Origin of the sequence: Streptomyces albidicamelliae, from assembly GCF_025642175.1 — a bacterium.
In the GTDB taxonomy this organism is placed as follows: domain Bacteria; phylum Actinomycetota; class Actinomycetes; order Streptomycetales; family Streptomycetaceae; genus Streptomyces; species Streptomyces albidocamelliae.
Map to the genome: position 1 here is coordinate 7136965 of NZ_CP106795.1, position 13782 is coordinate 7150746.

General features: G+C 72.6%; 13 protein-coding genes. 4 read left to right on the forward strand and 9 right to left on the reverse strand.

All coding sequences use genetic code 11. The features are described 5' to 3' along the window. Nucleotides 1-3: 3 nt before the first annotated feature. The 4 genes from N8I86_RS32275 to N8I86_RS32290 all read right to left on the reverse strand — a co-directional run bounded on the left by N8I86_RS32275 (nt 4) and on the right by N8I86_RS32290 (nt 2709). The gene (locus tag N8I86_RS32275) at nt 4-588 is read right to left on the reverse strand and encodes a hypothetical protein (protein ID WP_263279359.1); all 585 of its coding nucleotides are present in this window, start codon (nt 586-588) and stop codon (nt 4-6) included. Between the two features lie 78 nt (nt 589-666). Then, complete coding sequence (locus tag N8I86_RS32280; RefSeq protein ID WP_263279360.1) at nt 667-1320, reverse strand: zf-HC2 domain-containing protein; 654 nt, start codon at nt 1318-1320, stop codon at nt 667-669. Nucleotides 1321-1471: 151 nt separating this feature from the next. After that, the gene (locus N8I86_RS32285; protein WP_073891185.1) at nt 1472-1987 is read right to left on the reverse strand and encodes a hypothetical protein; all 516 of its coding nucleotides are present in this window, start codon (nt 1985-1987) and stop codon (nt 1472-1474) included. A gap of 152 nt (nt 1988-2139) precedes the next feature. Continuing rightward, the gene (locus tag N8I86_RS32290) at nt 2140-2709 is read right to left on the reverse strand and encodes a sigma-70 family RNA polymerase sigma factor (protein ID WP_123440487.1); all 570 of its coding nucleotides are present in this window, start codon (nt 2707-2709) and stop codon (nt 2140-2142) included. Between the two features lie 216 nt (nt 2710-2925). On the opposite strand from N8I86_RS32290, the gene N8I86_RS32295 reads away from it, so the two are divergent. After that, nucleotides 2926-4119, forward strand: a complete 1194-nt coding sequence (locus tag N8I86_RS32295; RefSeq protein ID WP_263280185.1) for a CapA family protein — start codon at nt 2926-2928, stop codon at nt 4117-4119. Here N8I86_RS32295 and N8I86_RS32300 read toward each other — a convergent pair whose 3' ends face one another. Both N8I86_RS32300 and N8I86_RS32305 read right to left on the reverse strand, forming a co-directional pair. After that, nucleotides 4120-5544, reverse strand: a complete 1425-nt coding sequence (locus N8I86_RS32300; protein WP_073891182.1) for an amino acid permease — start codon at nt 5542-5544, stop codon at nt 4120-4122. 202 nt (nt 5545-5746) lie between these two features. Further along, nucleotides 5747-6217, reverse strand: a complete 471-nt coding sequence (locus N8I86_RS32305) for a universal stress protein (RefSeq protein WP_073891181.1) — start codon at nt 6215-6217, stop codon at nt 5747-5749. Between the two features lie 88 nt (nt 6218-6305). Here N8I86_RS32305 and lysX point away from each other — a divergent pair, with 88 nt between their 5' ends. Next, a complete protein-coding gene (gene lysX / locus N8I86_RS32310; RefSeq protein WP_263279361.1) occupies nt 6306-9584 on the forward strand; it encodes a bifunctional lysylphosphatidylglycerol synthetase/lysine--tRNA ligase LysX in 3279 nt (1092 codons plus the stop codon). A 90-nt stretch (nt 9585-9674) separates the two neighbouring features. Further along, complete coding sequence (locus tag N8I86_RS32315) at nt 9675-10511, forward strand: polysaccharide deacetylase family protein (protein ID WP_263279362.1); 837 nt, start codon at nt 9675-9677, stop codon at nt 10509-10511. 38 nt (nt 10512-10549) lie between these two features. Here N8I86_RS32315 and N8I86_RS32320 read toward each other — a convergent pair whose 3' ends face one another. Beyond that, complete coding sequence (locus N8I86_RS32320; RefSeq protein WP_073891176.1) at nt 10550-11227, reverse strand: class F sortase; 678 nt, start codon at nt 11225-11227, stop codon at nt 10550-10552. Between the two features lie 333 nt (nt 11228-11560). On the opposite strand from N8I86_RS32320, the gene N8I86_RS32325 reads away from it, so the two are divergent. Then, nucleotides 11561-12532, forward strand: coding sequence for an LPXTG cell wall anchor domain-containing protein (locus tag N8I86_RS32325; RefSeq protein WP_263279363.1), 972 nt, complete (start codon nt 11561-11563; stop codon nt 12530-12532). Nucleotides 12533-12655: 123 nt separating this feature from the next. Here N8I86_RS32325 and N8I86_RS32330 read toward each other — a convergent pair whose 3' ends face one another. Both N8I86_RS32330 and N8I86_RS32335 read right to left on the reverse strand, forming a co-directional pair. Further along, complete coding sequence (locus N8I86_RS32330) at nt 12656-13420, reverse strand: bestrophin-like domain (protein WP_263279364.1); 765 nt, start codon at nt 13418-13420, stop codon at nt 12656-12658. A gap of 32 nt (nt 13421-13452) precedes the next feature. Then, on the reverse strand, nt 13453-13581 hold the full coding sequence (locus tag N8I86_RS32335) for a hypothetical protein (protein ID WP_256339405.1): 129 nt from the start codon (nt 13579-13581) through the stop codon (nt 13453-13455). Nucleotides 13582-13782: the final 201 nt, after the last annotated feature.

Genomic DNA, 13782 nt, shown 5'->3' on the forward strand with positions numbered 1-13782 from the left:
GGGTCAGCGCTGGCTGTTCCGGAAGCCGATCGCCACGGCACCCCACCAGCAGATCTGTGACACGAGTGCCGTGCCGGTCGCCCACCCGAGCAGCCGGCCGCCGACGGTCGCGGTCCGCTGCCCGGCCATGCGGCGGCCGAGCAGACCGGCCTGGAGGCCGTTGAGGGTGAGGGCGAGGACCAGGCCGAGCTTGACCCGGGTGAGGGGGGACCCGAGGTCGGGATGGAGGAGCACGCCGCTGGCGACGAGGCCCGCGAGACCCGCCCAGATGGGGACGTGCAGTCGGTTCGCCGCGTTCAGGGCGTCATGCAGGGTGCACCGGCCGGTCAGCCACAGCAGGGCCTGGTAGTCGGCCGACAGGACGGCTCCGAAGCCGAGCACCAGTGAGGCGAGGTGCACGAAGAGGGCGGCGGTGTGCAGGGTGGCGTCGACGCGCACGTGCAGCGAGACCCACGCGCAGGCCCACAGTCCGAGACTGACGACGACCGCCGCCGCCGCGACCGTCCACCAGGTGTCGTACAGGTTCACCCGCGGGGCGGGCGCCCCCTGGGGGGACGCGGACGGCTCGGGACGTGGTGACGCGGGCACGGAGATCTCCTGGTGGACTCAGAGTAAAACTGAGGTAAGGCTCACCTAAGGTTGATCTCCGGTCAAGTCCCCGTGACGTTATCGTGGCTCCAGGGTGACCAGCCGTGCGCCGTCCGTCGTGCGGACCTCGTAGCGGGCGATCTCGTCCGGGTGCATCTGGGCGGCGCCGAGGGTGGTCGTGGGGTGGGTCCCGTTCGCCGGATTGGCCCAGCCGGCGACGACCTGTTCGGTGCCGTCGTGGCCGATCGCGACGAGCCGGCAGACGTGCGAGCCCGACCCGTCCTTCACCTCCAGCCGCAGATCGCTGCCCCAGTCCTCGTCCTCGGTGGTCACCCGGGCCCACACCCCGGTCCGCGGGTCGGTCGCCGCCGTGACGCGCGCGGTCGGCTGCGCGTGGCCGGAGAAGGCCACGATCCCGGATCCGGCCACGGCCAGCACCACCGAGGCGGCCAGCCCGTACAGCGCCCGGCGCCGGCGTGAGCGGCGGCGGTGCGAGATGTCACCGAGCAGCCGGTCCAGCAGTCGCGGACCGGGCTGCGTCATGGGGTGCACGAAGCGCGGCGTCGCCCGGCGGTAGAGCAACAGCTGCCGGGCCGTGGGCCCGAACTCGGTCACCTGTGCCGCGCACCGGGGGCACTCCATGAGGTGGTCCTCGAAGCGGAAGGCCTCCGCCTCGTCCAGCACGCCGAGCGCGTACGCGCCGACGTCGCGATGCCGTTCCAGGGACCTCATGCCGAATCCTCGTGCCGAAGGGTATGGGTGGGGTTACTCCTTGCTCCCACCCGTACGCAGCCGACAGCCGAATCACTCAAGCCACGCACAGAATCCCGGACAAGAGATTCGGAGCGGCGAGGCCCGCGGATTGGTGTGAATTCCGGACGGTTCAGAAGAGGTGGATCGCGAGGTGCCCGAGGGGCAGCCCGAGCCGCCAGGCCGGTGTCCACACCTTCGGCCCGTCGTCCTCGCCGAACACCGCCGGACCGCCCGGCACGGCGTCCAGGTCCGGCGCGAGCAGCTCGGTCTCCTCCAGCCAGCGCCAGGCCTCCGCCGCGAGGGCGAGATCCGGCGAGGGCGTGCCGGGCCCGGCGTCCCCGGCGGTCAGCTCGGCCATGCGCGCGCGTACCCAGTCCTGCCACGGCTGGTCGTAGGCGGTCAGCGACAGCCAGTTCTCCAGCTGGGAGATCACCCGGATGCCGGACAGCTCCCCGTCGGTGTCGGACAGGAAGACGGTCAGCGCCAGCGCGTCCCGCCCGGCCCGGAACTCGAAGGACGTCGGCGGCATCAGATCCCCGGTGCGCAGCAACTCGTCGGCGATGTACTCGGCGTACAACCAGGCCATGGGGACGGTCAGTTCACCGCCGCCTGTACCGTCCGTGCTCTCGTGACCTCTGTGCAGCATCCCTTCCTGCCCTTCCTCCGGTACGTGCGCGTCGCCCGAGCCTCTCGGGATCGCGGTCCCCGCCGCCGCCCGGAACGCGGATGAGGACAGCCCATTGCCCGAACGGGGCCCACAGCAAGGCGCTTTACCGAGGTTTGACCCGGCTCCCGGTTTCAGTGCAGGTCGGCCGCATAACCCGGAAGGACCCGGCGCAGGGCGCGGAGCGCGTAGAACGCGCGAGATTTCACGGTACCGGGTGGAATACCCAGGGTCCGCGCCGCTTCCGCCACACTGGCCCCGCGGAAGTACACGAGTACGAGGACGTCACGGTGCTCGGGAGTGAGTGTCTTCACAGCCTCCCGGACGTCCAGCACGGCGGCGGCCCGCTCGGCGTGGTCGGCGGTCACCCGGGCGTCCTCCGGGACGGCGTCGCCGACCTCGGGCGGCCGGGCCTGCCGGGCCCGCCGCGCGTCGATCGCGAGCCGCCGCGCCACGGTCAGCAGCCAGGGCCGTACGGAGTCGAAGGCGTCCGCGTGCAGTGCCTCGGGGTGCTGCCAGGCGCGCACCAGGGTCTCCTGGGCGAGGTCCTCGGCGCGCTGCCGGTCCCCGTCGCACAGGCGGAGCAGCAGGGCGAAGAGGGGCCCGCCGTGCTCGCGCTGGAGCGCGGCCAGCTCGTGCTCGGCGGTCGTCGTCCCGTGGGTCGGTGTCGTCGTCCCGCGGATCACTGAGGTTCCGGCCGTCATGGCCGTATGCCAGCGCAGGGCGCCGCCCCGGGAAAGGGGGCGCGCACCGCTCTGCGACGGACGGTCGATCGGGTCGGCGAACGGTCGGCGAACGGCCCGGCGGAGCCCCGGACGGGCTAACGAGAGTGCCCGAACCGTTTACGCGGAGGGCCAGCTTCGTACCCATATGCCCGTCATGGCTTGGTCTGTAAATAAGAGGATCCAGGGGTGAAGCTGATGATCGGACGCAGACAACAGGTGGCCCTGGCCCTGACCGCCCTCCTCGCGGCGGCGGCCGCCTGCCAGAACCAGGAGCGGGAGCAGACCGCCCGTCCGGCACCCGCCGCCCCGGCACCAGCCGCCCCGGCACCAGCCGCCCCGGCACCGTCCGCCCGGGCGGCCCGCGGCTTCACCCTGGTCGCCTCCGGCGACATCCTGCCGCACACCTCGGTCGTCGAACGCGCCTCGTTCGACGCCGGCGGCAACGGCTACGACTTCCGACCGATGCTCTCCGGGATCGAACCGGACGTCTCCCGCGCCGATCTGGCGCTGTGTCACCTGACGACCGTCTACGGCGCCGACGGCGCCTACTCCGGCTCCCCGAGGTTCAAGTCACCGCCGCAGATCGCCCAGGCCCTCGCCGTGACCGGCTACGACGGCTGCGCCACCGCCTCGGACCACTCCCTGGACGACGGCGCCGCCGGCATCCGGCGGACTCTCGACGCCCTGGACGCCGCCGGCCTGCGGCACGCAGGTACCGCCCGCACCGAGGCCGAGTCCCGCTCCGTCGCGGTCCACCGGGCCGGCGGGGCGAGGGTCGCCCACCTGTCGTACACCTTCGGCACGAACGGGACCCCGCTGCCCGCCGGACAGCCCTGGGCCCTGAAGACGATCGACGCCAACCGCATGATCGCCGACGCCCGCGGTGCCCGCAGGGCCGGCGCCGACGTGGTCGTGGTCTCCGTGCAGTGGGGCACCGAATGGCAGGACGCCCCCGACCGGCCGCAGCTCGACCTGGCCCGGAAGCTCACCGCCGCGGCGACGGGCGGCCGCCCGGACATCGACCTGATCCTCGGCGGCCACGCCCACGTCCCGCAGGCGTACGAGAAGGTCAACGGAACCTGGGTGGTCTACGGCATGGGTGACCAGATCGCCGGCGAGATGTTCGACGGCAAGGGCGTCCAGGACCGGCGCGGCAACGAGTCCACCATGGGCCGCTTCACCTTCGCCCCGCCGGCGGCCCCGGGCGGCCGCTGGCGGGTGACCCGGGCCGAGTTCGTCCCGCAGGTGTACGACGTCGACGCCGGCCGCGTCCTCGACGTGAACCGGGCGATCGCCCAGGGTGCCGAGCTGGACGGGGTGCGCGACCGGATCAAGGGCGTCGTCCTCAGCCGCGGAGCGGCCGCGGACGGCCTCGTCATGGGGCAGTGATCACTCGGCCGGCCGCTGCCGGGCCAGCGCCGAACGCCGGTAGGAGTAGCCGAAGTAGACCACGCAGCCGACCACGAACCACAGGGCGAACCGCACCCAGGTCTGCCACTGGAGGAACGTGATCAGCCAGATCGAGAAGACGACACCCAGCGCGGGCACGAACGGCATCCACGGGGTGCGGAAGGAACGCGGCAGGTCGGGCTGCCGGTAGCGCAGCACGATCACCGCCACGCACACCACCACGAACGCCAGCAGGATGCCGATGTTGGTCAGCTCGGCCGCCTCGCCGATCGGCAGGAACCCGGCGATGAGCGCCGAGGCCGCGCCGACGATCCAGGTCACCCGGGTCGGCACGTGCCGCGTCGGGTGCGTCTTGGCGAACCAGCTGGGCAGCAGCCCGTCACGGGACATCGAGAACCAGACCCGGGTCACGCCCAGCATGAACGTGAACATCACCGTGAGGATGCCGATGATCGCGCCCACCGCGATCACGTCCGCGAGACCGGCCAGACCCACCGACTTGAACGCCGAGGAGAAGCCGCTCTCCGGGTCGATGTCCTTGTAGTTCTGCATGCCGGTCAGCACCAGACAGGCCGCCACGTACAGCACCATCGAGATCGCCAGCGAGTAGATGATCGCCTTCGGCATGTGCCGCTGCGCGTCCTTCGACTCCTCGGCCGCGGTCGACATGGCGTCGTAGCCGAACACCGCGAAGAACACGGTCGCCGCACCGGTGAACGCCCCGCTGATGCCGAACGGGAAGAACGGGTGGTAGTTCGCCGTGTTGATGTGGAACACGCCCACACCGATCACCAGCAGCACCACCAGCACCTTCAGCGCGACCACGAACGTCTCGAACCGGGCCGCGCTGCGGATGCCCAGGTTCAGCAGCCAGGCGATCAGCAGGCACAGCACCGCCGCGAACAGGTCGACCCGGTGCCCGCTGCCGGTGCCGGGCGCGCCCAGCATCCAGGCGGGCAGGTCCGCGCCCAGTTCCTCCACCAGGAAGCTGAAGTAGCCGGAGATACCGATGGCCACCACGGCCACGATCGCCGTGTACTCCAGCAGCAGGTCCCAGCCGATGAACCAGCCCGCGAACTCGCCGAGCACCGCGTAGCCGTACGTGTACGCCGATCCGGCCTTCGGGATCAGGCCCGCGAACTCGGCGTACGACAGGGCGGCGCAGGCGCTGGCGACACCGGCGATCAGGAACGACACCAGCACGGCCGGCCCGGCCGTGCCGTTGGCCACCGTGCCCGCCAGCGTGAAGATGCCGGCGCCGATGATGCCGCCGACGCCGATGGCCGTGAGCTGCCAGAGGCCGAGCGACCGGTCGAGACGCGGGCCCTCGCCGATCTCGGTCTCCTCGATGTGCTCGATGGGTTTGCGGCGGAGAATCCCCTCACCCGGACGGAGCCTGGCCATGCGCCTCACCTCTTCGCCGACGGCAAACGGCTGACGGCGGATCATGATGGCCCAGGGGCGCTCCGGACGGAAGACGCCACGCACGGCCCGGCGGCGCACCGGCGCGGGCGTGGCCGTACGACCCGGAGGCCGACCGGACGATCGATGAGCGGCCGAATTCCTCCCATACTGCGTGATCCGGGCCGGTCCCGCTCGACCAGTGCTACGGGACGACCGTCACCGGCCAGCGCCCCGCCTTCACCAGCCGCACCGCCACCGAGCCGACGATCCGGTGTCCCGCCTGCTCCGAGGCACCCACCACCACCGCGTCCGCCTTGAGTTCGTCGGCCGCCTTCACCAGGCCGTTGTACGGGTCCCCGCGGAAGGTGTGGAACTCCCACCGGATCTCGAATATCCCCCGCACCCGCTCGGTGGCCTCGCGGATGTAGGAGACCAGGTCCTCGGCGATCTCGTCGGTCGTCTCCGCCACCGGCGCCCCCAGCGCCGCGCCGGCCGCGAGCACCGGCTGCACGTACACCACGGCCAGCAGCGCGCGCTGCCGCCGGGCCAGACCGCCCGCGTAGGCGGCGGCGCGCAGCGAGGAGTCCGAGCCGTCGACCCCGACCACGATGACCTTGGGGCCGTCCGTGCCCCGCTCGAACTGGTGCGCGTGCTGTTCGTGCTGCTCCGTCACAAGCCGAGGCTATCGGAACCGGTGGTTCCCGCCGAGGGCCGGGCCGCTCGACGGGCGAGCAGCCCGCGCCCTTCCTAGAGTCGGAACCATGACCGCCACCGCCGGGCCGGCCGCCGCCGAGGACGCGACGAGGCCGGTACGACCGCCCACGGGCGGGCGCCTCGGCTGGGTGCCGGAGGCCTTCGCGGCCCTCTTCGCAGCGCTCGGCCTGCTCTGCGCCCTGCTCGCGATCATCGCCCCGCTGCGCGTCCTGCTCCGCCCGCTCGTCCGCGCCCTCGACCTGCTGCTGGTCCCGATCAGCGCCAACCTCGCCTACGCCGTCTTCCTGTTCCTGCTGGCCGGCGCCACCGCCGCCCGCAAGAAGGTCGCCTGGTGGCTGGTCGTCGTCTACCTCGGCCTGCTCGTCCTCACCGACGCCCTCGGCGTGGCCCTCGGCCTCTACTCCCAGTCACTGCCGTCGCTGATCCTGTGCGCGCTGCTGCTGCTCCTGCTGGTGGCGGCACGCGGGGAGTTCTACGCCGCCTCCCGCCGCGGCGCCGTGCGGCGGGCCCTCGGCGTGCTGGTCGCCGGCCTCCTCGTGGCGATCCTGGTGGGCTGGGGGCTGGTCTCGCTGTTCCCCGGCACCCTTCCGGCGGGCCAGCACCTGGCCTGGGCGGCCGACCGGGTGTGCGGCGGCCTGGTGTCGAACAGCTCCTTCGACGGCCGCCCGCCGCGCGGCGTCACCTTCCTGCTCGGCCTGTTCGGCGCGCTCGCCCTGCTCAACGCCGCCGCCGCGCTGTTCCGTTCCCAGCGCCTGGAGGCCGCCCTGCACGACGACGAGGAGGCCCGCATCCGCGCCCTCCTCGCCGCCTACGGCGAACGCGACTCCCTCGGCTACTTCGCCACCCGCCGTGACAAGGCCGTCGTCTTCTCACCCAGCGGCAAGGCCGCCGTCACCTACCGGGTCGAGGCCGGGGTGTGCCTGGCCAGCGGCGACCCCGTCGGCGACCCGGAGGCCTGGCCGCACGCCGTCGGGGCCTGGCTGGACGTGGCCCGCCGGCACGCCTGGGCCCCCGCCGTGATGGGCGCCTCCGAGGACGGCGCCCGCGCCTACGCCCGTGCCGGGCTCGGCGCCCTCCAGCTCGGTGACGAGGCGATCGTCCACGTGGCGGCCTTCGACCTGAACGGGCGGGACATGCGCGTCACCCGGCAGGCCGTGCACCGCGTCCGCCGCACCGGCGCCACCACCCGCATCCGCCGCCACGCCACCCTCACCGAACACGAGACGGAGGAGGTCGTCCGCAAGGCCGACGCCTGGCGGGACACCGAGACCGAGCGCGGCTTCTCCATGGCGCTGGACCGGCTCGGCGACCCCGCCGACGGCGACTGCCTGCTCGTGGAGGCCCTCGGCGAGGACGGCCGGCTGCTCGCCCTGCTCTCCTTCGTGCCCTGGGGCCGCGACGGCGTCTCCCTGGACCTGATGCGCCGTGACCGGGCCGCGCCCAACGGGGTGATGGAGTTCATGGTCGCGGAACTGTGCGCCGCCGCGCCCAAACTGGGGATCCGCCGGATCTCGCTGAACTTCGCCGCCTTCCGGTCCGTCTTCGAGGAGGGCGCCCGCATCGGCGCGGGACCCGTCCTGCGGCTCTGGCGCCGGCTGCTGCTGTTCTTCTCCCGCTGGTGGCAACTGGAGGCGCTGTACCGCTCCAACGCCAAGTACCGCCCCGAGTGGTACCCGCGGTTCATCTGCTACGGCGAGACCGGGGCCCTCGCCCGCATCGGGCTGGCCTCCGGGATCGCCGAAGGTTTCGTCTCCGTACCGTCGTTGCGCAAACTCTGGGGAAAGGGGCACCCGAAGACCGGGCAGCGGCCCGCCACCACGGAAGGGCTGCCGTCCCTGTCGGCGCTCGGCCTCGACGGAGGGGACCAGGCCGGGCCCGCCGCCCCGGACGCGGGCCTGCCCGACCAGGTCCGCGTCCGGCACCACCGGCTCGACCGGCTGCGCGCCGCGGGCACCGATCCCTACCCGGTCGGCGTCCCCGCCCCGACGCACGCCCTCGCCGACGTCCCGCCCGGCGAGGACGTCACCGTCGCCGGACGGGTCATGCTGGTCCGCGACTTCGGCGGCATCGTCTTCGCCGTGCTGCGCGACTGGTCCGGCGACCACCAGATCGCCCTCAGCCGCGACGACTCCGGTGCCGCACTCGACCGCTTCACCGCCGACACCGACATCGGCGACCACGTCACCGCCGCCGGCCGCGCGGGGGTGAGCGACCGGGGCGAGCCCACCGTCTTCGTCACCTCCTGGCAGCTCACCGGCAAGTGCCTGCGCCCGCTGCCCGACAAGCGGCGCGGCCTCACCGACCCCGAGGCCAAGGTCCGCCGCCGCTACCTCGACCTCGCCACCAGCCCCGAGGCCCGCGCCGTGCTCCGGGCCCGCTCCGCCGCCGTGCAGGCGCTGCGCCAGGGCCTGCTGGAGCGCGGCTACATCGAGGTCGAGACCCCGATGCTCCAGCAGATCCACGGCGGCGCCAACGCCCGCCCCTTCACCACCCACATCAACGCCTACGACCTCGACCTGTACCTGCGCATCGCCCCCGAGCTGTACCTGAAGCGGCTGTGCGTCGGCGGCCTGGAGAAGGTCTTCGAACTCGGCCGCACGTTCCGCAACGAGGGCGTCTCCTACAAGCACAACCCCGAGTTCACGATGCTGGAGGCCTACCAGGCGCACGCCGACTACGACGTCATGCTCGACCTGGTCCGCGAACTCGTCCAGGGCGCGGCGACCGCCGCCTTCGGCTCCCCGGTGGCCCGCAAGGGCGGCGAGGAGTACGACATCTCCGGGCAGTGGCCCGTGAAGACCGTGTTCGGCGCCCTCTCCGAGGCCCTCGGCGAGGAGATCGGCCCCGGCACCGAACTGCTGCGGCTGCACCGGCTGTGCGACCGCACCGGAGTGCCGTACACCGCCGACGACGGGCCCGGTGACGTGGTGCTGGAGATGTACGAACGGCTCGTCGAGGAACGGACCGGGCTGCCCACCTTCTACAAGGACTTCCCGACCGACGTCTCCCCGCTGACCCGCCAGCACCGCGCCGACCCCCGGCTCGCCGAACGCTGGGACCTCGTCGCCTTCGGCACCGAACTCGGCACGGCCTACTCCGAGCTGACCGATCCGGTCGAACAGCGCCGCCGCCTCACCGAGCAGTCGCTGCTCGCCGCCGGCGGCGACCCCGAGGCCATGGAACTGGACGAGGACTTCCTCCAGGCCCTGGAGTACGCCATGCCCCCGACCGGCGGGCTCGGCATCGGCGTCGACCGGCTCGTCATGTTCCTCACCGGCCTCACCATCCGCGAGACGCTGCCCTTCCCGCTCGTCCGCCGCCGCTGACCCCGGCCCACTCGGCCGTACGGGTGCATTCCGGCCGCCGCACCGACGGCGTTGCGGTGCGGCGGCGCCCCGCGGGGCGACTGATGGGTCATGCAGAAGGATCACTTGTTCACGCGACGCCGGATGCTCCTCGCCGGCGCCGCCGCCGCGGGGGCCGCGGGCACGGCCGGAGCCATCCTGGCGGCGGGCGGCGAGGAGACCGCCGGAACCGCGGCGCCCGCCGGGGGCCCGCAGGCCCGTCAAGCCCTCAAGCCGTCCGCCTTCCGGCTCCAGCCGCTCACCGGGTACGGACCGCCGCGCGCCGCGCCCCGCAAGCTCAAGGTGCGCAAGGAACCCATCCTGCAGGTCTCCGGACGCGGCCGGCGCATGGTGCTGACCTTCGACGACGGCCCCAACCCGGCGTACACCCCGCACATCCTCGACACCCTCGCCAAGTACGACGTGCGGGCCATGTTCTTCGTGTGCGGGGAGTGCGTCGTCGACAACCGGGAGCTCCTCGTCCGGATGGCCGACGAGGGCCACGTGGTGGGCAACCACACCTGGACGCACCCGCTGCTGACGACCATGAACCGCAAGGAGATCCGCTCCGAGATGGAGCGCACCAGCGACGTCATCGAGGACACCTACGGCGACCGTCCCCAGTGGTTCCGCGCGCCCTACGGGGCCTGGAACCGGGCCGCGTTCCAGCTGGGCGCCGAGCTGGGCATGGAACCGATGGCGTGGACCGTGGACACCACCGACTGGGAGGTGCCCGGCACCGACACCATCATCGACCGGGTGGAGGGCGGCGCCGCCCCCGGCGTCGTGGTGCTCTCGCACGACGCGGGCGGCGACCGTTCGCAGACCGTCCGCGCGATCCGGGAATGGCTGCCCTACCTGATCGACTCCGGGTACCACCTCACCGTGCCGAGCCGCCGGCCCACCTGAGCCGGCGGCGCGGACCCGGCCCGCCCGGGCGCGGTCCCTCAGGTGACCGCGACCAGGCGGGCGAAGACGACGACGTTGCCGTCGTAGCCGCTCTGCTTCGAGAAGCCGCCGCCGCAGGTGATGACCCGGAGTTCGGGGGTGCCCTTCGAGCCGTAGACCCGGTCGCCCGGGAAGTTGCTCTTCTCGAACACCTCGACGCCGTACACCTCGAACACCGCGGTCCTGCCGTCCTTGCGCAGGATGTCGACGCGGTTGCCCTTCTTCAGGGCCCCGAGACCGTAGAACACGGCGGGGCCCTGCTTGTTGTCGACATGGCCGACGACGACGGCGGTCCCCTTCTCGCCGGGGGACACCGCGCCGGTGAACCAGCCCGCCAGCTTGGGTTCCTCCGGCGGGGGCGCGGCGACCCAGCCGTTCGCGTCCAGCCCGACCGGCATCACCGGCGCGTCGACCTGGATCGCCGGGATCCGCACCCGGTCGACGGCCGCGAAGCCCAGCGTGACGGGCCCGGCGGCGAAGGTCTCCGGAGCCTGGTTCTCGCGGGTGTCCGGCGCCACCGCCGAGGCGGGCTGCGGCGGACCCACGTCGAACTCCCCGGAGCCGTTTCGGATGAGCGCCAGCCCGGTCAGCAGAGCAAGCGCTATGACGCCCCACGGGGCGCGCTTCCTCCGCCGTTCCTCCTCTGCGACAAGCTCGGACAGCCCGGACGCAGACATTCGCCATCCCCTTTCGACGCGGCCGTCGACACGTCCCATGCGCATGGGAAAACGCTAAGTCCCGCGCGCGCGACGGGCGACGGGGCGACGGGCGAACGGGTGGCGGGGGGCCTTTCCGGTGCGCCATCCGAGTTGCAGCTTCCAGATATTTTCTGATGGCCCGTGACCTGCGATAATTTCCGATTGTGTGGTTTTCGTCCGGCGTGTCGCCTCACCGGGATGGACCATTCTCGACGTGCGGGCGTGTTCCGCGCGTCTGAGGGTCTGTGCGGGAGGTGTTTTCTCGCCGATCGACTCGGGACGGGACCCGGGGCGCCTCCCGCGGAGGATCACATGCGCAACCAACGTGCTCTGGCGACCGCCTGCGCAGCGGTCGCCGTGCTCGGGCTCGCCGCCCCTGTGGCCGTCGCGGACGGCATGGGCGCCGGGGGCGGCCCGTCCAACGACACCGGAGCCGTCGTCGGCGGCACGGGGACCGGCGTCGGCGGTGTCGGTGTCGGCGGTGTCGGCGTCGGGGGTGTGGGCGTCGGCGGTCTCGGCGTCGGCAATGTCGGGATCGGCACCCTCAACGGGCTCGGCGGCTTCAACGGCAACGGCGTCGGCGGCTTCAACGGCAACGGTAACGGCAACGGCGGCTTCAACGGCACCGGTCACTTCGACGGCCACTTCAACGGCAACATCAGCGGCAACGGCAACTTCAACTCCAACGGCCGGGGTGACAACTTCGGCAACGGCCGGGGTGACAACTTCGGGAACGGCCGGGGTGACAACTTCGGGAACGGCCGGGGTGACAACTTCGGCAACGGCCGGGGTGACAACTTCGGCAACGGCCGCGGCGACGACTTCGGCAATGGCCGCGGCGACGACTTCGGCAACGGTCCGGGAGGCGACTTCGGCGGCCGGGGCGACGGCAGCCCACGCAACATCGTCGCCACCCCCAGCGTGATCGCCGCCGGAGGACGGCTCACCGTCACCGTGAACGGCTGCCGTGGCGGCACGATGACGTCCCGGGCCTTCGGCAGCGCCCCGCTGTCGCAGCTCCGCGACGACACCGCACGGGGCGTGGCGAACGTCTTCCGGGACGCCCGGCCCGGCCGGTACGACATCACCGTCCGCTGCGACGGCCGCACCCTGACCCGTCCGAACGCGTTCACCGTCCTCGGCGGCGTGCAGGGCGGATTCGGCGGGAGCCGGATCACCGGCGCGGCACCCCAGGACATGGCCATCGGCGGCGCCCTGGTCGGCATGGCCCTGGTCGGCGGCGGCGCGTTCGTGCTGCGTCGCCGCCAGGAGAAGCGCGTCTGAGCGCCCCGGTGCCGGTCGAGCGGCACGGTGCGGCGCCTGTCGGCAGGCCTTCGTCCCCGGACCCTCGTGGGAGCCGGGGGCGAAGGCCTGCCGCGGCGGGCGGGCCGCCGTCCGCCCGGGGACCTAGGACGAGATGGCCGGGAACAGGTTGAGGAACGGATCCGCGGTCACCGCGATGCCCCGGCCGTAGGGGGCGTCCAGGTCCCAGATGAGGAACAGCATGAACGCGATGGTCGCCGAGAACAGCCCGGCCAGCACCAGTTCGCGGGTGGTGCGCCGGATCTGCAGGGCGAACACCATGCCGATGGTGATGACGGCTCCCGCGAGGAGACCCCACCACACCACCGGCGGCATGGTGGGCCCGGTGGAGTCGGCGCGTGCGTTGCGGGCCTGGTCGGCGGTGGCCAGCTGGTCCAGCAGCGGCTGGTACGCCTGCGCCTCGAAGTCGTTGCGGGGCTGGTAGTCGGTCACGTCCTGGCGGACCTTCTGGAGCAGTTCGGTGCCGCGGTCCGTGACCTGCTCGTCGTCCGCCATCGCCGTCCACTCGGTGTGCACGACGTACGAGACGTAGGCGTCGACGTCGTCCCGGATGCGGTCACGGACCTCCGGCGGGTAGACCCGGACCCGCTCCGAGATCTCGTGCAGCGCCTGGGCCTCGTTCTGCACGTAGTCCTGGGCGGCGCTGCGGGCCTCCCACACCCCGGCGATGGCCAGCCCCAGGACGATGGCGTACACGACGCCGATCCACATGGTCATGTACTCGATGACGTCCGGGGTCTCGCTGGGGTCCTCGTCCTCGGGGGCCCGCTTGTGCCGTACGAGGGTCACGACGACCACGACGGCACAGGCCCCCAGCATCGCGAGGACGAGAACAAGCCAATCCGACAACAGGTACCTCCAGAAGTGAGCGGGCCGGCGCGTCAGCGCGGGCGCAGCGCCGCGACGGCGACGATCGCGGGGACGGTGATGAGCAGGACGTAGGTGACCGGCGTGGTGTGACCGGGGGCGGGGCGGCCGACCGGGTGGGGGTGGTACGCCGGGTAGCTCACCGGGGTCGCCGACGGCCGCGGTGCGGGCTTCGGCCTGGGTTTCGGCTTCGGCTTCGGCGCGGGGGCCGGTGGTGGCGGGGGAGGGGGCGTCGGCCGGGCGGCCGGCGGGGCCGGTGCGGGCCGGACGGGCGGCGCCGGCCTGGGAGTAGGCCTCGGCTTCGGCGTCGGGTCGGGGGTGGGCCGCGGTTTCGGCGTCGGCTT